The following is an 18,524-nucleotide window of genomic DNA, read 5'->3' as shown; positions in this document are numbered from 1 at the left end:
ACCGGGAGGGGTGAGGGCTGCGTCGCACCGCGACCCCGGACTGTCGGGGTGCCGCCGTAGGGTTGGCCGCGTGGCAGACCCGGCGACCTACCGACCCGAGCCCGGGTCGATCCCCACCCAGCCCGGGGTCTACCGCTTCCGCGACCGCAGCGGTCGCGTGGTCTACGTCGGCAAGGCCAAGAGCCTGCGCGCACGGCTGTCGTCGTACTTCCAGGACATCGCCGGCCTGCACCCGCGCACGGCCACGATGGTGACGACGGCGGCCTCGGTCGAGTGGACCGTCGTCGGCACCGAGGTCGAGGCGCTGCAGCTGGAGTACTCCTGGATCAAGGAGTTCGACCCGCGCTTCAACGTCAAGTACCGCGACGACAAGTCCTACCCGTGGCTGGCGATCACGATGGGCGAGGAGTTCCCCCGCGTCATGGTCGGGCGCGGCGCCAAGCGCAAGGGCACCAAGTACTTCGGCCCCTACAGCCACGCCTGGGCCATCCGCGAGACCGTCGACCTGCTGCTGCGCGTCTTCCCGATGCGCTCGTGCAGCAACGGCGTGTTCAAGCGCTCCTCCCAGATCGGGCGGCCGTGCCTGCTGGGCTACATCGACAAGTGCGCGGCGCCGTGCGTCGGGCGTGTCGACGCCGACGAGCACCGCGAGATCGCAACCGACTTCGCCGACTTCATGGGCGGGCGCACCGACGCCTTCGTCAAGCGCATCGAGACCGAGATGTACGCCGCCTCCCAGGAGCAGGAGTACGAGCGCGCCGCGCGGCTGCGCGACGACCTCGGCGCGCTGCGCAAGGCCCTCGAGAAGCAGGCCGTCGTGTTCGGCGACGGCACCGACGCCGACGTCGTGGCGCTGGCCGAGGACCCCCTCGAGGTCGCCGTGCAGATCTTCCACGTCCGCTCCGGACGCATCCGCGGCCAGCGCGGCTGGGTGGCCGACCGCGTGGAGGACCTCGACACCGGGGGCCTGGTGGGGGAGTTCCTGCTGCAGCTCTACGCCGGTGAGGAGGGCGACGCGATCCCCCGCGAGGTGCTCGTGCCGGCGCTGCCGGAGGATGCCGACACCTTCGAGCAGCTGCTCTCGGAGAGCCGCGGCAGCAAGGTCCGCATCCGCGTGCCGCAGCGGGGCGACAAGCGCGCCCTGCAGCAGACGGTCGCCCAGAACGCCTCGCAGTCGCTGGCGCTGCACAAGACCCGGCGCGCCAGCGACCTGACCGTCCGCAGCCAGGCGCTGGAGGAGATCCAGCAAGCCCTGGCGCTCCCCGACGCCCCGCTGCGCATCGAGTGCTACGACGTCTCCAACCTCCAGGGCACCGAGGTCGTGGCCTCCATGGTCGTCTTCGAGGACGGCCTGTCGCGCAAGGGGGAGTACCGCCGCTTCGTGGTGCGCGGCGTCGACGGCCAGAACGACGTCGCCTCGATGCACGAGGTGATCACCCGGCGCTTCCGGCGGCTCCTCGACGAGCGGATCGAGCACGGCGACCTCGCAGGTGGCGAGGTCGACCCCGACTCCGGGCCGATGCTCGTCGACCCCGACACCGGCCGTCCCCGCAAGTTCGCCTACGCGCCGGGCCTCGTCGTGGTCGACGGCGGCCCGCCGCAGGTGGCGGCCGCCCAGCGCGCCCTCGACGAGCTCGGCATCGACGACGTGCCGGTCTGCGGCCTCGCCAAGCGCCTCGAGGAGGTGTGGCTCCCCGGCCAGGGGGACCCCGTCATCCTGCCGCGCAGCAGCGAGGGCCTCTACCTGCTCCAGCGCGTGCGCGACGAGGCGCACCGCTTCGCGATCAACCACCACCGGTCGCGCCGGTCCAAGACCATGGTCGAGAGCACCCTCGACGACGTCCCCGGGCTGGGCGAGGTCCGGCGCAAGGCGCTCGTGCGGCACTTCGGGTCGCTGAAGAAGCTGCGCTCGGCGACAGTCGAGGAGATCGCGACCGTCCCCGGCATCGGCGCCCGCACCGCGGAGGCCATCGCCGACGCGGTCGCCGCCGCCCCGCGCGGCACGTCCGTCAACACCACCACCGGCGAGATCCAGGAGAGCTGATGGCCCAGGTCGACCACCCGCCCGCCGCGAGCACCGACGACGACACCCGTGGCGAGCTCGTCATCGTCACCGGCATGACCGGGGCGGGTCGCAGCACGGCGGCCAAGGAGCTCGAGGACCTCGGCTACTTCGTGGTCGACAACCTGCCGCCCGAGCTCGTCGCCGACGTGGTGCGGCTCGTCGACGCCAAGCAGGGCGTCGACCAACCCATCGCGGCCGTGGTCGACGTCCGTGCCGGGGTCTTCTTCGAGGCGTTGCGCCAGCAGATGGTGGCCGGCTTCCCGACCCGGCGCACGACCCTGCTCTACCTCGACGCCACCGACGACATCCTGGTCCGGCGTCAGGAGGCGGCCCGTCGGCCGCACCCGCTGCAGGGGCGGGGCCGGCTGCTCGAGGGCATCGCCAAGGAGCGCGTCGTCATGGCCACGCTGCGCAGCGACGCCGACCTCGTCATCGACTCGACCCCGCTCAACATCCACCAGCTCAAGCACCGGGTCGCGCGGTCCTTCGGCACCCCCGAGCGCGTCAGCCTCCGCATCTCGGTGCTGAGCTTCGGCTTCAAGTACGGCGTGCCCGTCGACGCCGACCTGCTCGCCGACATGCGCTTCCTGCCCAACCCCTTCTGGGTGCCCGAGCTGCGGCCGCTGTCCGGCGAGGACGCCCCGGTCGCCAGCTACGTCGTCGGTCGCGACGACGCCGTCGAGTTCCTCGACCGCTACGTGCCGGTGGTCCAGACGGTCGGCACCGGCTACCTCCGCGAGGGCAAGCGCTTCATGACCGTCGCGATCGGCTGCACCGGCGGCCGCCACCGCAGCGTGGCCATGTCCGAGGAGATCGCGCGCCGCCTGCGCGAGGTCGGTCTCGAGGCCGACACGATCCACCGCGACCTGGGTCGGGAGTGACACGGTGCCGGCGACGCCCGCACCGTCGGGCTGGGGCGGTGAGCCCGGCGTGGTCGCGCTCGGCGGCGGGCACGGGCTGGCGGCGTCGCTCTCGGCGCTGCGTCGGCTGACCGCCGACGTCACGGCCGTCGTCACGGTCGCCGACAACGGTGGGTCGTCGGGCCGGCTGCGCGAGGAGTTCGGCGTGCTCCCGCCCGGCGACCTGCGCATGGCCCTCGCCGCCCTGTGCGGTGACGACCGGTGGGGGCGCACCTGGGCCCAGGTGCTGCAGCACCGCTTCGCGACCGACGGCGAGATGAACGGCCACTCGCTCGGCAACCTGCTGCTCATCACCCTGTGGGACCTCCTCGACGACCACGTCGACGGGCTGGAGTGGGTGGCCGGTCTGCTCGGCGCCCACGGCCGGGTGCTGCCGATGTCGCTGACCCCGCTCGACATCGTCGCCGAGGTGGCCGGCCTCGACGGCGACGACCTGACGCTCGTGCGCGGCCAGGTTCAGGTCGCCACGACGGCCGGACGGGTCCACCGGGTGCACCTCGACCCCGCCGACGCGCCGGCATGCCCGGAGGCGGTGCAGGCGGTGCGCGAGGCCGGCACGGTCGTGCTGGGCCCGGGGTCGTGGTTCAGCAGCGTGATCCCGCACCTGCTGGTGCCCCAGCTGCTGGAGGCGCTGTGCACGACCCGGGCGCGCGTCGTCGTCACGACGAACCTCGAGCCGCACGCCGACGAGACGCGTGGTCACGACCTCGCCGACCACCTCGACTTCCTCCACCACCACGCCCCGGGGCTCGAGGTCGACGTGGTCCTGGCCGACCCGACCGCGGTGCGCGACGCGGCGCGCCTCGACGGAGCCGTCGGCCGGCTGGGAGCGCGGCTCGAGCTCGCCGACCTGTCCTCCGCCACCCCCGGCGTCCACGACGCCGGCAAGCTCGCACGCGCCTACGCCACGTTGTTGACACGGGCTTAGGGTGAGGAGCATGGCGGGTAGGACGACGGACGCGGTGGGCGCATGGCGATGACCGGTCAGGTGAAGGCAGAGCTGGCGAGCACCAACGTCACCAAGACCTGTTGCCGCAAGGCCGAGGTGTCCTCGATGCTGCGGTTCGCCGACGCGCTGCACCTGGTCGGCGGCGGCATCGTGGTCGAGGCCGAGCTCGACACCGGCGCTGCGGCCCGACGGCTGCGGCGCGACATCTCGGAGGTCTACGGCCAGCAGCCCGAGGTCGTCATGCTGAAGAGCTCCGGCCTGCGGCGCGGACCCCGCTACCTCGTCCGCGTGGTCAAGGACGGCGAGTCGCTCGCCCGGCAGACGGGGCTGATCGACCAGCGCAACCGGCCCGTCCGCGGCCTCCCACCGGCGGTCGTCAACGGTGCCGGCTGCGACGCCGTCGCCGCCTGGCGCGGCGCCTTCCTCGCCCACGGCTCGCTCACCGAGCCCGGCCGGTCGAGCTCGCTCGAGGTCACCTGCCCCGGGCCGGAGGCCGCCCTGGCGCTCGTCGGCTCGGCCCGGCGCCTCGGCATCCCGGCCAAGGCGCGTGAGGTCCGCGGCATCGACCGGGTCGTGATCCGCGACGGCGACGCCATCGGACAGCTGCTCGCCCGGCTGGGGGCCCACGAGTCCCTCATGGCCTGGGAGGAGCGGCGCATGCGCCGCGAGGTGCGGGCCACCGCCAACCGGCTCGCCAACTTCGACGACGCCAACCTGCGTCGCTCGGCCCGCGCCGCCGTCGCGGCCGGAGCCCGGGTCGCCCGGGCGATGGAGATCCTCGGCGAGGACATCCCCGACCACCTGGCGCAGGCCGGCAACCTCCGGCTCGAGCACAAGCAGGCCTCCCTCGAGGAGCTCGGCCAGCTCTCCGACCCGGTGCTCACCAAGGACGCCATCGCCGGCCGCATACGTCGGCTGCTGGCGATGGCCGACAAGCGGGCCGAGGATCTCGGGATCCCCGACACCGAGGCCTCGCTGACCCCGGAGATGCTCGCCGAGGAGGCCTGAGCAGTCGTCGGTGAGGGGCGTCGTCGTACGCCTCGCATAGTTACCCGGAGGTACGTCGGGCACCGGTTCCCGGTGTCGCCCGTGGCCGATAGGGTCGGTCGGGAAAGCCCACCAGGGACAGCTGTCCGCTCCAGGAGCACACCCGTGACCGTTCGTGTAGGCATCAACGGCTTCGGCCGCATCGGCCGCAACTTCTTCCGCGCCGTGCGCGCGTCGGGCGCCGACATCGAGATCGTCGGCGTCAACGACCTGACCGACAACAAGTCGCTCGCCCACCTGCTCAAGTTCGACTCCATCCTCGGCCGCCTCGACGCCGACGTGACCTCGACCGACACCTCGATCAAGGTCGGCGACCAGGAGATCCGCGCCTTCGCCGAGCGCGACCCCTCCGCCCTCGGCTGGGGCGACCTCGGCGTCGACGTCGTCGTCGAGTCGACCGGCTTCTTCACCGACGCGACCAAGGCCAAGGCCCACGTCGACGCCGGCGCCAAGAAGGTCATCATCTCCGCGCCCGCGTCCAACGAGGACATCACCGTCGTCATGGGCGTCAACCACGAGGACTACGACCCCGCGCAGCACACGGTCATCTCCAACGCCTCCTGCACCACCAACTGCCTGGCGCCGATGGCGAAGGCCCTCAACGACGAGTTCGGCATCGTCAAGGGCCTGATGACCACCATCCACGCCTACACCGCCGACCAGAACCTGCAGGACAACATCCACAAGGACCCGCGCCGTGCGCGTGCGGCAGCGCTCAACATCGTGCCGACCTCCACCGGCGCGGCGAAGGCCATCGGTCTGGTGCTGCCCGAGCTCAAGGGCAAGCTCGACGGCTACGCCCTGCGCGTGCCCGTGCCCACCGGCTCGGCCACCGACCTCACCTTCGAGGCCGGCCGCGAGACCTCGGTCGACGAGGTCAACGCCGCCATCGAGAAGGCCGCCGACGGGCGCTACCTGCGCTACTCCACCGACCCGATCGTGTCCTCCGACATCGTCACCGACCCGGCGTCGTGCATCTTCGACGCGCCGCTGACCAAGGTCATCGGCAACCAGGTCAAGGTCGTCGGCTGGTACGACAACGAGTGGGGCTACTCCAACCGGCTCGCCGATCTCATCACCCACGTCGGCGCCAGCCTCTGATGGGGGAGTACGCCGAGCTCGGCGACGTCGCCGGCAAGCGGGTCCTCGTCCGCTCCGACCTCAACGTCCCCCTCGACGGTGACCGCATCACCGACGACGGCCGCATCCGGGCCAGCGTCCCCACCATCGAGGAGCTCCGGTCCGCCGGCGCCCGCGTGGTGGTGATGGCGCACCTGGGTCGGCCGAAGGGTGAGCCGGACCCGGCGTACTCCCTGCGGCCGGTGGCCGAGCGGCTCGGCGAGCTCCTCGGCACCTCGGTCGGGTTCGCCGATGACACGGTGGGCGACTCCGCCCGCTCGGTCGTCGACGGCCTCGCCGACGGCGAGGTCGCCGTGCTGGAGAACGTCCGCTTCAACGCGGGCGAGACCAGCAAGGACGACGCCGAGCGTGCGGAGTTCGCTGACGCGCTTGCCGCTCTCGGCGACGCCTTCGTCAGCGACGGCTTCGGCGTGGTGCACCGCAAGCAGGCGAGCGTCTACGACCTCGCCCAGCGGCTGCCGCACGCGATGGGCGGCCTAGTGCGCACCGAGACCGAGGTGCTGCGTCGACTCACCGAGTCGCCGGAGCGCCCGTACGTCGTCGTGCTCGGCGGCTCCAAGGTCAGCGACAAGCTCGCCGTCATCGACAACCTGCTCGGCAAGGCCGACACGCTGCTCGTCGGTGGCGGCATGGTCTTCACCTTCCTCGCGGCCCAGGGCCACGGGGTCGGGCAGAGCCTGCTCGAGAAGGACCAGGTCGACACCTGCCGTGACTACCTGCGTCGTTCCGAGGAGTCCGGGGTCGAGATCGTGCTCCCGACCGACGTCGTCGTCGCGCCCGAGTTCAAGGCCGACGCCGAGCCCACCGTGGTCGGGGTCGACGCCATCCCGTCCGACCAGATCGGTCTCGACATCGGTCCCGACTCGGCAGCGGCGTTCGCCGAGCGCATCCGTGGTGCCCGCACGGTCTTCTGGAACGGCCCCATGGGCGTCTTCGAGTTCGCGTCGTTCGCCGACGGCACCCGCGCGGTGGCCGAGGCGCTGACCGAGGTCGACGGGCTCTCGGTGGTCGGCGGTGGTGACTCCGCTGCTGCCGTGCGCCAGCTCGGCGTCCCGGAGGACGGCTTCGGCCACATCTCCACCGGCGGCGGCGCCAGCCTCGAGTACCTCGAGGGCAAGGAGCTCCCCGGCCTCACCGTGCTCGCCGGCACGACCCACTCGACGGAGGACTGACCCGTGGCACGCACCCCCCTGATGGCCGGCAACTGGAAGATGAACCTCAACCACCAGGAGGCCGTGGTCCTGGTGCAGAAGCTGGCGTGGACCCTGTCCGACAAGAAGCACGACTACGGCAAGGTCGAGGTCGTCGTGGTGCCGCCGTTCACCGACCTCCGCAGCGTCCAGACGCTCGTTGACGGTGACCGGCTGCAGGTGCGCTACGGCGCGCAGGACGTCTCGAGCCAGGAGTCGGGTGCCTACACCGGCGAGATCAGCGCGGGCATGCTCGCCAAGCTGGGCTGCTCCTACGTCGTCGTGGGCCACTCCGAGCGGCGCGAGTACCACGCCGAGGACGACGCCCTGGTCAACGCCAAGGCCAAGGCCGCCCACGCCGCCGGCATGACGCCGCTCGTCTGTGTGGGTGAGGGCCTCGAGGTCCGGCAGGCCGGCGACCAGGTCTCCTACACCCTGGCGCAGGTCGAGGGCTCGCTCGCCGGCTTCTCCGCCGAGGAGGTCGCCGGGCTCGTCGTCGCCTACGAGCCCGTGTGGGCCATCGGCACCGGCGAGGTCGCCACGCCCGACGACGCCCAGGAGGTGTGCGGCGCGATCCGCGGCTGGGTGCGCGACACCCACGGCGAGGCCGCGGCCGACGGCATCCGCATCCTGTACGGCGGCTCGGTCAAGGCGGCCAACGTCGCCGGCATCATGCAGCGCGACGACGTCGACGGGTGCCTGGTCGGAGGGGCCAGCCTGCAGGTCGACGAGTTCGGTGGCATCTGCCGGTTCTACGACATGCCCGTGCTCTGAGTCGGCGCGTCCGCATCGGTTAGAGTCTGCGCCGTGGTTGTCTTCTTCGAGGTACTGCTCGTCATCTCGAGCCTGCTGCTGATCCTCCTCGTGCTGCTGCACAAGGGGCGCGGCGGCGGCCTGTCCGACATGTTCGGCGGCGGGATGTCGAGCGGCCTGGGAGGGTCCTCCGTCGCGGAGCGCAACCTCGATCGGATCACCGTCGGGATCGGTCTGGTCTGGTTCGCTTCCGTCGTCGGGCTGGGTCTGCTGCTGCAGGCCGGCTCCTGACCTTCTCCCCACCCCCACCGCAGAAGGAGTCACCGTGGCAGGCGCAGGCAACGCGATCCGAGGCAGCCGCATCGGCGCCGGTCCCATGGGCGAGGCCGAGCGGGGCGAGGCCGCTCCCCGGCAGAACATCACCTACTTCTGCTCCGGTGGCCACCGCACGCTGATCGCCTTCGCGGTCGAGGCCGTCGTCCCCGAGTCGTGGGACTGCCCCCGTTGCGGCCTCCCCGCCAGCATGGACTCCGAGAACCCTCCGCCGGCGCCCAAGATCGAGCCCTACAAGACCCACCTCGCCTACGTGAAGGAGCGCCGCTCCGACGCCGAGGCCAAGGACATCCTCGAAGAGGCCCTCTCCACCCTCCGCGCCCGCCGCAAGTCCGGCGACCTCATCTTCTGACCCACCCCCTCCCCGCCCATCCCGCCGAGGGGTCAGTCCCTGATGGTCGAGGGGTCAGTCCCTGATGGTCGAGGGGTCAGTCCCTGACGGTCGAGGGGTCAGTCCCTGACGGTCGAGGAGTCAGTCCCTGACGGTCGAGGAGTCAGTCCCTGACGGTCGAGAGGTCAGTCCCTGACCGCCGAGCAGTCACTGCCTGACGAGCCCTGTGGATAGCCGCAGCGGGGATCCGTCGTCTGTCCGACGCTGTGCGACGTGCACTCCGACGTCCCGTTCCCAGGTTGCTTCACCACTGCGATGGCGGCGGAGGAGGGTATCGACGGCCGAACGCTACGTTCGCTCGTCGACCGGCAGGTCCTCACGCACGTCGTCACGGGCGTGTACGCCGATGCGTCGTTGACCATCGACCTGGACAGGAAGGTCGAGGCCATCAGCCTCGTGCTCCCGTCCGGCGGCGTGGTGGTCGACCGCACTGCCGCGTGGTTGCACGGTCTGGACGTGCTCCGCCGGAGCTCGATCTACGAGGTTCCGCCCGTGGAGGTCTACGTGTCAGGCGGGACCCGGATGCGTCGCGAGGGCGCCGAGTCCGGCTGCCGTCAGCTGTCGTCTGCGGACGTGGGGGAGCTCAACGGTGTCCCGGTCACGACGCCGTTGCGCACGTCGATCGACCTCGCGCGACTGCTCTGGCGGTACGACGCGATCGGGGCGGTCGACCAGTACCTTCGGTTCGGCGTCCCGCGGGAGGCCATGATGGCCGAGCTCCCACGGTTCCGTGGCTTCCGCTGGGTCACGCAGGCGCGGAGGCTCGTCGCCCTCGGAGATGCCCGCGCGGAGTCGATGGCAGAGTCGGCGCTCCGTCTGCACTGGCACGAGACGCTCCGGGTGCTGCCAGAGCCCCAGGTGTGGGTCCGTGACGCCGACGGGCACGACGTCTACCGGGTCGACGTGGCAGCTCGGAAGATGCGGTACGGCGCGGAGTACGACGGGGAGGAGCACCACACCTCGACCGAGGACGCTGCGCACGACGAACGACGTCGATCGTGGCTGGACGGGCGGGGTTGGGAGATCGACAGCCTGACGAGCAGCAGCATCTACGGGTTCTCGCCGCATCCCTCCGAGGTGCTGCTGTCGGGGTGGGACCGCGCCCGTGCGCGCCACGGGCTCCCCAGGGAGTGACTTCTCGGCCGTCAGGCAGTGACCCCTCGGCCGTCAGGGAGTGACTCCTCGGCCGTCAGGGAGTGACTCCTCGGCCGTCAGGCAGTGACTCCTCGGCCGTCAGGCAGTGACTCCTCGGCCGTCAGGGAGTGACTCCTCGGCGGGGTGGGGATGGGTGGTCAGAGGAGGGAGGCGGCGGGGTCGTCGAGCCACCAGGTGTGGCGGCCGCCGGTGACGCCGCGGGCGGGGGTCTCGGCGACGGAGCCGTCGTCGGCCAGGGCGCGTCGTACGGCGTCGGCCTTGCCGTCACCGCTCACGAGGAACCAGACCTCGCGGGTGTGGTTCAGGGTGGGGAAGGTCAGCGTGATGCGCTCGGGCGGCGGCTTGGGCGAGTCGGTGACGCCGACGGCGACCTGGTCGGTGACCTCGAGCTGGGGGTGGCCCGGGAAGAGCGACGCGACGTGGCCGTCGGGGCCGAGCCCGAGCATGACGAGGTCGAAGGGGTCGCGGTCGTGGTCGGCGACCAGTCGGGCGTACGCCGCTGCGGCCGCGTGTACGTCGGCGTGCGCCTCGTCGCTGGCGGGCATGTGGTGCACCCGCATCGCGTCGACCCCGACCCTGTCGAGGAAGTCGCGCCCGGCGGCGAGGTCGTTGCGGTCGGTGGAGTCGGCGGGGACGAACCGCTCGTCGCCCCACCAGAACCGCACCTGCGACCAGTCGACCGCGGCCGAGTCGACGGTCGCGACCAAGCGGTGGATCTCCTCGGCGATGGTGCCCCCGGTGAGCGCCACCTCGGGGATCCGGCCCTCGGCCTGGATCTCGGCCAGCCGCTCGACGAGGGCGGTGGCGACCGCGCCGGCGAGCCCGGCGGCGTCGGGGTAGCGACGGACGGTGCGCTCCGGGGTGGTCATCGGCTGCGGTGCTCCCGGTAGTAGGCGATCAGCGCCTGGGTGGAGGCGTCCTGGGCGGCGAGGGCGTCGGCGTCGCCGTCGATGGCCGGACCGACCTCCTGGGCGAGCTTCTTGCCGAGCTCGACGCCCCATTGGTCGAAGCTGTCGATGCCCCACACCACGCCCTCGACGAAGGTCAGGTGCTCGTAGAGCGCGACGAGCTGGCCCAGCACCGACGGGGTGAGCGCCGGCGCCATGATCGAGGTGGTGGGTCGGTTGCCGGTGAACACGCGCGCCGGCACCACCGACTCCTCGGTGCCCTCGGCGCGCACCTCCTCGGCGGTCTTGCCGAAGGCGAGCGCCCGGGTCTGGGCGAAGAAGTTGGCCAGGAAGAGCTCGTGGACGTCCTGGTCGCCGTCGCGCAGGGCGTACGACGGGTCGGCGAACGCGATGAAGTCGGCCGGGACCAGCCGCGTGCCCTGGTGGATCAGCTGGTAGAAGGCGTGCTGGCCGTTGGTGCCGGGCTCGCCCCAGAAGACCTCGCCGGTCTCGGTCGTGACGGCGCTGCCGTCCCAGCGCACGCCCTTGCCGTTGGACTCCATCGTCAGCTGCTGGAGGTACGCCGGGAACCGGTGCAGCAGCTGCGAGTAGGGGAGCACGGCGTGGGTCTGGGCTCCGAGGAAGTTGGTGTACCAGACGTTGAGCAGGCCGAGGAGCAGCGGCACGTTGCGCTCCGGCTCGGCGGTGCGGAAGTGCTCGTCGACGGCGTGGAAGCCAGCGAGCAGCTCGGCGAAGCGCTCCGGCCCGACGGCGACGACGAGCGAGGTGCCGATGGCCGAGTCGAGGGAGTAGCGGCCCCCGACCCAGTCCCAGAAGCCGAACGCGTTGTCGGGGTCGATGCCGAAGTCGGCGACCTTGTCGAGCGCGGTGGAGACGGCGACGAAGTGCTTCGCCACGGCGTCGTCGGCGTCGCTGCCGGGCAGCCCGGTGAGCAGCCACTCCTTGCACAGCCGGGCGTTGGTGAGCGTCTCGAGGGTGCCGAAGGTCTTGCTGGAGACGATGAAGAGCGTCGTCTCGGGGTCGAGGCCCTGCAGCGTGGTCGCCGCGTCGGTCGGGTCGATGTTGCTGATGAAGCGGCACTCGAGCGCCTCGTGGTGGAACTCGCGCAGCGCCTCGTAGGCCATGACCGGGCCGAGGTCGGACCCGCCGATGCCGATGTTGACGACCGTGCGGATCCGCTCGCCGGTGGCGCCGGTCCACGACCCGTCGCGCACCTTCTCGGCGAAGGCGTAGACCCGGTCGAGCACCTCGTGCACGTCGGGCACCACGTCGTGGCCGTCGACCTCGAGCGAGGCGTCGCGCGGCAGGCGCAGGGCGGTGTGCAGCACCGAGCGGTCCTCGGTGACGTTGATCCGCTCGCCCGCGAGCATCGCGTCTCGCCGCGCGAGCACGCCGACCTCGTCGGCGAGCGCGAGCAACGCCTCGCGCACGTCGTCGTCGACGAGCGCTTTCGAGAGGTCGACGTGCAGGTCGGCGGCCTGGTGGGTGTAGCGCGCGACCCGGTCGGGGTCGTCGGCGAACCACGCCCGCAGGTCGGGGGAGAACCCGTCGGCGAGGGCCTGCAACCTCGACCAGGCGTCGGTCTGCGTGGGGTCGACGGGGGTGCTCACCGCGGGTGCTCTCCTTCGGGCCGGGGGTCGGACGTCAGCGGACGGCGTCGAGCTGGCCCTGGACCGTCTCGAGGAGCTCGCCCCAGGCCGACTCGAACTTCTCGACACCCTCGCGCTCGAGGGTCGCGATGACGTCGTCGTAGTCGACGCCGGCCTCGGCCAGCGCGTCCATGACACGGCGGGCGTCGTCGTAGTGCGGACGCACCTGGTCGCCGACGACCTCGCCATGGTCCTTGACGGCCGCGAGGGTCTTGCCCGGCATGGTGTTGACGGTGTTCTCGACGGCCAGGTCGACGACGTACATCGTGTCGCGGTACTCGGGGTTCTTCACGCCCGTCGAGGCCCACAGCGGGCGCTGCTTGCGCGCCCCCGCGGCCTCGAGCGCCTCCCAGCGCTCGCCGGTGAAGAACTCCTCGTAGGCCTGGTAGGCGAGCCGGGCGTTGGCGACACCGGCCTTGCCCTTGAGCTCGCTGTCGGCGCCGGACTTCTCGATCCGGTTGTCGATCTCGGAGTCGACCCGGCTGACGAAGAAGCTCGCGACCGAGCTGATGCCCGACAGGTCGTGGCCGTGGTCGCGGGCCTTCTCGAGGCCGAGGACGTAGGCCTCCATCACCTCGCGGTAGCGGTCGAGGCCGAAGATCAGCGTGACGTTGACGCTGATGCCCTCGCCGAGGGTGTTGCTGATGGCCTCGCCACCCTCGGTGGTCGCGGGGATCTTGATGAACAGGTTGGGCCGGTCGACCTCGGCCCACAGCTCCTTGGCCGAGGCGAAGGTGGCGTCGGCGTCGTGGGCGAGCAGCGGCGAGACCTCGATCGAGACGCAGCCGTCGAGACCGTTGGTGGCGTCGTACGTCGGGCGGAGCTTGTCGCACGCGTCGCGGACGTCGGTGGTGGTGAGGGCGAAGACCGTCTGGTCGACGTCGGCCCCCTGCGAGGCCAGCTCACGCACCTGCTCGGTGTACTTCTCGCCGTCGGCGAGGGCCGAGGCGAAGATCGAGGGGTTGGTGGTGACGCCGACGACGTGGTCCTCGTCGACGAGCCGCTGGAGCTCGCCCTCCTGGATGAGCTCGCGCGACAGGTCGTCGAGCCAGATGGAGACGCCGGCGTCGGAGAGCTGCTGGAGACGGTCGGTCATGGGTTCCTCCCGGGGTGTGGGCCCCTCGGGGCCCGGTGGTGGGTCAGCGGCTGCCGTCAGCCGGTGACGGTGCGCAGGCTGTCGCGAGCCGCGTCGGCGACCGCGGTGGCCGTGAGGCCGTACTCGGTGTAGATGCGCTGGTAGTCGGCCGAGGCGCCGTACTGGTCGATGCCGACGATGCGGCCGTGGTCGCCCACGACCTCGCGCCAGCCCTGCGAGACGCCGGCCTCGACGGAGACGCGGGCCTTGACGGTGGGCGGCACGACCGCGTCGCGGTAGGCGGGGTCCTGGGCGTCGAACCACTCGCGGCAGGGCATCGACACGACGCGCGCCGCGATGTCGTCGGCGGCGAGCAGCTCGCGGGCCGCCACGGCGATCTGCACCTCGGAGCCGGTGGCGACCAGCACGACGTCGGGCGTGCCCGACTCGACGTCGAGCAGCACGTAGCCGCCCTTGGCCACGTCGTCGAGACCGGCGAAACCGTCCTTCCCGCGCGGGAAGACCGGCACGTTCTGCCGCGACAGCGCGAGCGCTGCCGGCCGGTCGGTGTGGCGCAGGACCTGCGCCCAGCAGGCCGCCACCTCGTTGGCGTCGGCCGGGCGGACGACGTCGAGGCCGGGCATCGCGCGCAGCGCGGCGAGGTGCTCGATGGGCTGGTGGGTCGGCCCGTCCTCGCCGAGACCGATGGAGTCGTGGGTCCAGACGTAGGTGACGGGCAGCCGGCTCAGCGCCGCCACGCGGACCGCGCCGCGCATGTAGTCGCTGAACGTCAGGAAGGTGCCGCCGTAGACGCGGGTCAGGCGGTCGGCGGCGATGCCGTTCATGATCGCGCCCATCCCGTGCTCGCGGATGCCGAAGTGGAGCACGCGACCCTGATGGGGGTCACCCTCCCAGTCGCCGGTGCTGCGGTCGCTCGGCACGAACGACGGCACGCCCTCGATGGTGGTGTTGTTGGAGCCCGCGAGGTCGGCGGAGCCGCCCCACAGCTCGGGCAGCTCGGGGGCGAGCGCGTTGATCACCTTGCCGGACGCGGCGCGGGTGGCGACGCCCTTCTCGTCGGCGTCGAAGAACGGCAGCGCCGACTCGAAGCCGTCGGGCAGCTGGCGCTCCTTGAGGCGGTGCAGCAGGGCGGCACGCTCGGGGGAGGCGGCGGCCCAGGCGTCGTACGCCTCGTCCCACTCCCGGCCCCAGGCGGCACCGCGCTCGCGCAGCTGCCGGGTGTGCTCGATGACCTCGCTCGGGACCTCGAAGGTCTGGTCGGGGTCCCAGCCGAGGATCTTCTTGGTCGCGGCGACCTCGTCGTCGCCCAGGGCGCTGCCGTGGGCCTTCTCGGTGCCCTGGGCGTTGGGCGCGGGCCACGCGATGACGGTGTCGAGCACGATGATGCTGGGCTGGTCGGTGACCTCGGCCGCGGCCTGGATGGCCTCGTGCAGCGCGGGGACGTCCTCGCGGTACTCGGTGCCGCCGTTGGTCCAGTCGACGGTCTGCACGTGCCAGCCGTAGGCCTCGTAGCGCTTCGCGACGTCCTCGGTGAAGGCGATGTCGGTGTCGCCCTCGATCGAGATGCGGTTGCGGTCGTAGATCAGCGTGAGGTTGCCGAGCCGCTGCGTGCCGGCGATCGAGCTGGCCTCGCCGCTGACGCCCTCCTGCAGGTCGCCGTCGGAGCACAGGGCGTAGACGTGGTGGTCGAACAGGCCCTCGCCCTCGGCGGCGTCGGGGTCGAGGATGCCGTGGACGCGACGCCCCGACATCGCCATGCCGACGGCGTTGGCGACGCCCTGGCCGAGGGGACCGGTCGTCACCTCGACACCGGGCGTGTGGCCGAGCTCGGGGTGGCCGGGCGTCTTGCTGCCCCAGGTGCGCAGCGCCTTGAGGTCCTCGAGCTCGAGGCCGAAGCCGCCGAGGTAGAGCTGGGTGTAGAGGGTGATGCTGCTGTGGCCGCACGAGAGCACGAAGCGGTCGCGGGCCATCCACTGCGGGTCGGCGGGGTCGTGGCGCATGACCTTCTGGAACAGCAGGTAGGCGACGGGCGCCAGGCTCATCGCCGTGCCGGGGTGGCCGTTGCCGACCTTCTGCACGGCATCCATCGCCAGGACGCGGGCGGTGTCGACCGCCTTGTCGTCGAGCTGGTCCCACTGGAGCTTCTCGCTCACGGACACGTCGGTGCTTCCTTCCGGTGGCGGGCGTCGTTGCGAGCCTAGTGCGGGCGGGCGACGAGGGTCACGCCGTGGTTCCTACCGGGCGGTTCGGACGGGTGGCCCAGCCCCGTTAGACTCGGGACGGCGGGTACCCGATCGGGTGCCGCCTGCACCCGGGTCCGGCACATCAGGTCCCGACCTCAGGTCCGTCCTGAGCCGCACGACCTGACCGACGTCCCAGCCTGCCCGGGCATCTCGAAGGAGAGGCCACGACCGAAGTGAGCCCCGTGAGCACCCGCCACGCCGGGGACCGCCGATGACGGCGCTCGACTCCGAGCGCGGCCTCGACCGGCGGCCCGACGTCGCGCGCTCGCGCCTGCTCGACGTGGTGGCGGCGTACGTCGGCCTCACCAAGCCGCGGGTCATCGAGCTGTTGCTGCTCACCACGGTGCCGGTCATGTTCGCCGCCGAGCGCGGCATCCCCCCGCTGGGCCTCGTGGTCGCGACGGTCGTCGGCGGCACCCTGTCGGCCGGCGCCGCCAACGCGCTCAACTGCGTCTACGACCGCGACATCGACGAGCACATGCGCCGCACCCGACGCCGCGCCCTGCCGCGCCACGTCGTGACGCCGAGGGCCGCGCTCGTCTTCGGGCTGGTGCTCCTGGTCGGGTCGACCCTGGTGCTGGGCCTGCTCGTCAACTGGCTCTCGGCCACGTTGTCGCTGGTCGCGTGCGCCTTCTACCTCTTCGTCTACACGATGCTGCTCAAGCGTCGTACGGCGCAGAACGTCGTGTGGGGCGGGATCGCCGGGTGCTTCCCCACCCTCATCGGCTGGACGGCCGTCACCGGCGAGCTCGCGTGGGCACCGTTCGTGCTCTTCCTCGTCGTCTTCTTCTGGACGCCGCCGCACACCTGGGCGCTCGCCATGCGCTACCGCGAGGACTACGCCCGCGTCGACGTGCCGATGCTGCCCGTGCTCAAGGACGCCGCCGGCGTCTCGCGGCAGGTGCTCGCCTACACCTGGGTGACCGTGGCGACCTCGTTGGTGCTGTGGCCGGTCGCCGGCACCGGTTGGTTCTACCCGCTGGCCGCGGTGCTGCTGGGCGCGGCGTTCCTCGTCGAGGCCCACCTGATGTGGTGGCGGGCCCGCACGAGCGACGAGCTCACGGTGGTCCGGCCGATGCGGCTCTTCCACTGGTCCAACATGTACCTGTCGCTGCTCTTCGTCGCGGTGGCGCTCGACCCGCTCGTCAGCGGCTCGCTGGGCTGAGGCCCGCTACTCCGGGTCGGGCAGCTCGGCCACGACGCCCTCGGCGATCGTGGTGGCCCGCTCCAGCGGCGGCGGCTCCGGGGCCGACACGCGCACGGTGACGAGGTCGCGCCCGGTCAGCAGCGCGATGCTCGCGCGCTCGTCGGAGGCCCCGGCGCAGGTCTCGTCGGCGCCCTCCACGTCGACCTGCTGCTCGGGCAGCGTGGACGGGTCGATGCCGGTGCACTGGCTCTCCCACGCCTGGCGCGCCGCGGGCTCGCCCTCGAGCTGCAGGTAGGTCACCAGGATGCTGTCGCCGCCCGACCCGCGCAGGGCGCAGGCCGCCGTGGGGTCGCCGTCCTGGGAGCTGCTCGAGGTGCCGGTGAGGCCGTCGGCGGCCGCCTCCGGGACGAGCGAGCACAGGTCGTCGGGGGCGGCCGGGGGCAGCGCCTCGAGGGGCTCGGGCTCACCGCCGCAGCCCGCGAGGAGGGCGAGCAGCGCACCTGCGGCGAGCACCGTCGTACGACGCGGCATCGTGCGGCCTCCTGGAGGGGCGGGCCGAGCCGGTCGGCTCAGCGGGACGCGCCCGATGCTCCCACAACGACGGGCTCGTGGGTCTCGGAACGCGACGACGCGACGACGCCCTCACGGGTCTCGAGCACGGCCCACGTCACGACGCCCGAGATCACGGCCGCACCGAGCAGGTGCAGACCGACGAGCACCTCGGGCAGGTCGGTGGCGTACTGCACGAAGCCGATGAGTCCCTGGGCGAGCAGCGCCCCGAGGAGGGCCCCCGCGGCGCGCAGCGGCCCGCGGCCGGCGCCGACGGCGCGCAGGCCCAGCAGCAGCCCGACCGAGAGGCCGAGGAAGAGGAACACGACGTCGGCGTGCAGCTGGGTCAGCGCCACGGGGTCGAGGCCGTTGCGGTCGACCTCGGCGTCGCCCGCGTGGGGGCCGGAGCCGGTCACGACGGTGCCGACGTAGAGCGTCACCCAGGACACGGCGTACGTCAGCCACGCCAGCGTCACGAGGGCGCGCGGGCCCGTCGTGGTGCCGGGGACGGGCCGGTCGACGCGCCAGAGGTAGACCACGGCCAGGCTGATCATCGCGAGCGAGAGGAGCAGGTGCAGCGCGACGATCCAGGGGTTGAGGCCGGTGAGGACGGTGATGCCTCCCACGACGGCCTGCCCGGGCACGCCGAGGGCCAGCACGAGGGCGCGGTTGCGCAGGTCGCGCCGGGCGGCCTGCCAGGCGCTCACGAGGGTGGCGATCGCGACGGCGGCGAGGACGAAGGTCAGCAACCGGTTGCCGAACTCGATGACGCCGTGGATGCCCATCTCGTCGTGGGGGACGAAGGAGTCGTCCATGCAGCGGGGCCAGGTCGGGCAGCCCAGGCCGGACCCGGTGAGCCGCACGGCCGCGCCGGTGACCACGATGCCGACGTTCGCCACGATCGAGGCCCAGGCCAGGCGCACCAGCCAGGCGCGACGCCCGAGCACGGACAGGGGCGAGGTGCCGGGGGAGGACGCGGGGGTGGTCAT

Annotated in this window: 17 protein-coding genes; 11 read left to right on the top strand and 6 right to left on the bottom strand. The window is 72.1% G+C overall.

Translation table 11 applies throughout. The annotated features are described in order from the left end of the window. Window positions 1-70 precede the first annotated feature (70 nt). From uvrC to ACYU8I_RS14165, 10 genes are all read left to right on the top strand, one after another. Entirely contained in the window at window positions 71-2,044 is a 1,974-nt protein-coding gene (gene uvrC / locus ACYU8I_RS14210; protein WP_460841958.1) for an excinuclease ABC subunit UvrC, read from the top strand. Beyond that, the gene (rapZ, locus tag ACYU8I_RS14205; RefSeq protein WP_460841956.1) at window positions 2,044-2,946 is read left to right on the top strand and encodes an RNase adapter RapZ; all 903 of its coding nucleotides are present in this window, start codon (window positions 2,044-2,046) and stop codon (window positions 2,944-2,946) included. The genes uvrC and rapZ overlap by 1 nt, the downstream gene beginning before the upstream one ends. Window positions 2,947-2,950: 4 nt before the next feature. Next, window positions 2,951-3,913, top strand: a complete 963-nt coding sequence (locus tag ACYU8I_RS14200; RefSeq protein ID WP_460841954.1) for a gluconeogenesis factor YvcK family protein — start codon at window positions 2,951-2,953, stop codon at window positions 3,911-3,913. Window positions 3,914-3,955: 42 nt separating this feature from the next. After that, window positions 3,956-4,942 carry a DNA-binding protein WhiA gene (gene whiA / locus ACYU8I_RS14195; RefSeq protein ID WP_460841953.1) on the top strand — a complete coding sequence of 329 codons (987 nt, stop codon included), beginning with the start codon at window positions 3,956-3,958 and terminating at the stop codon, window positions 4,940-4,942. A gap of 144 nt (window positions 4,943-5,086) precedes the next feature. Further along, window positions 5,087-6,082, top strand: coding sequence for a type I glyceraldehyde-3-phosphate dehydrogenase (gene gap, locus ACYU8I_RS14190; protein WP_460841951.1), 996 nt, complete (start codon window positions 5,087-5,089; stop codon window positions 6,080-6,082). Next, window positions 6,082-7,293 carry a phosphoglycerate kinase gene (locus ACYU8I_RS14185; RefSeq protein ID WP_460841949.1) on the top strand — a complete coding sequence of 404 codons (1,212 nt, stop codon included), beginning with the start codon at window positions 6,082-6,084 and terminating at the stop codon, window positions 7,291-7,293. Before gap ends, ACYU8I_RS14185 begins: the two co-directional genes overlap by 1 nt. Before the next feature lie 21 nt (window positions 7,294-7,314). Next, a complete protein-coding gene (gene tpiA, locus ACYU8I_RS14180; protein ID WP_460842007.1) occupies window positions 7,315-8,085 on the top strand; it encodes a triose-phosphate isomerase in 771 nt (256 codons plus the stop codon). 33 nt (window positions 8,086-8,118) lie between these two features. Continuing rightward, window positions 8,119-8,355 carry a preprotein translocase subunit SecG gene (gene secG / locus ACYU8I_RS14175; RefSeq protein WP_460841947.1) on the top strand — a complete coding sequence of 79 codons (237 nt, stop codon included), beginning with the start codon at window positions 8,119-8,121 and terminating at the stop codon, window positions 8,353-8,355. A gap of 34 nt (window positions 8,356-8,389) precedes the next feature. Then, window positions 8,390-8,749 (top strand): RNA polymerase-binding protein RbpA, encoded by a 360-nt coding sequence (locus ACYU8I_RS14170; protein ID WP_460841945.1) that lies wholly within the window; start codon window positions 8,390-8,392, stop codon window positions 8,747-8,749. A 252-nt stretch (window positions 8,750-9,001) separates the two neighbouring features. Further along, window positions 9,002-9,922, top strand: coding sequence for a hypothetical protein (locus tag ACYU8I_RS14165; RefSeq protein ID WP_460841943.1), 921 nt, complete (start codon window positions 9,002-9,004; stop codon window positions 9,920-9,922). Between the two features lie 158 nt (window positions 9,923-10,080). On the opposite strand, the gene pgl is transcribed toward ACYU8I_RS14165, so the two are convergent. The 4 genes from pgl to tkt are packed head-to-tail and all read right to left on the bottom strand — an operon-like array spanning window position 10,081 to window position 15,749. Next, window positions 10,081-10,812: a 6-phosphogluconolactonase gene (gene pgl / locus ACYU8I_RS14160; protein ID WP_460841941.1), complete on the bottom strand. Its 732-nt coding sequence runs from the start codon at window positions 10,810-10,812 to the stop codon at window positions 10,081-10,083. Further along, on the bottom strand, window positions 10,809-12,461 hold the full coding sequence (pgi, locus tag ACYU8I_RS14155) for a glucose-6-phosphate isomerase (RefSeq protein WP_460841939.1): 1,653 nt from the start codon (window positions 12,459-12,461) through the stop codon (window positions 10,809-10,811). The genes pgl and pgi overlap by 4 nt, the downstream gene beginning before the upstream one ends. A gap of 34 nt (window positions 12,462-12,495) precedes the next feature. After that, window positions 12,496-13,596, bottom strand: coding sequence for a transaldolase (gene tal, locus ACYU8I_RS14150; RefSeq protein ID WP_460841937.1), 1,101 nt, complete (start codon window positions 13,594-13,596; stop codon window positions 12,496-12,498). Between the two features lie 56 nt (window positions 13,597-13,652). Continuing rightward, window positions 13,653-15,749, bottom strand: a complete 2,097-nt coding sequence (gene tkt, locus ACYU8I_RS14145) for a transketolase (protein ID WP_460841935.1) — start codon at window positions 15,747-15,749, stop codon at window positions 13,653-13,655. A 301-nt stretch (window positions 15,750-16,050) separates the two neighbouring features. Between tkt and ACYU8I_RS14140 the strand changes: the two genes are divergently transcribed. After that, complete coding sequence (locus tag ACYU8I_RS14140; RefSeq protein WP_460841933.1) at window positions 16,051-17,004, top strand: heme o synthase; 954 nt, start codon at window positions 16,051-16,053, stop codon at window positions 17,002-17,004. A 6-nt stretch (window positions 17,005-17,010) separates the two neighbouring features. Here ACYU8I_RS14140 and ACYU8I_RS14135 read toward each other — a convergent pair whose 3' ends face one another. Both ACYU8I_RS14135 and ACYU8I_RS14130 read right to left on the bottom strand, forming a co-directional pair. Further along, entirely contained in the window at window positions 17,011-17,517 is a 507-nt protein-coding gene (locus tag ACYU8I_RS14135; protein WP_460841932.1) for a hypothetical protein, read from the bottom strand. A gap of 38 nt (window positions 17,518-17,555) precedes the next feature. Further along, window positions 17,556-18,524: a COX15/CtaA family protein gene (locus ACYU8I_RS14130; protein WP_460841931.1), complete on the bottom strand. Its 969-nt coding sequence runs from the start codon at window positions 18,522-18,524 to the stop codon at window positions 17,556-17,558.

The organism is Nocardioides marmoraquaticus, from assembly GCF_054777915.1.
The sequence above is the reverse complement of the archived record's forward strand: the minus strand, read 5'-3'. Positions and strand labels throughout refer to the sequence as shown.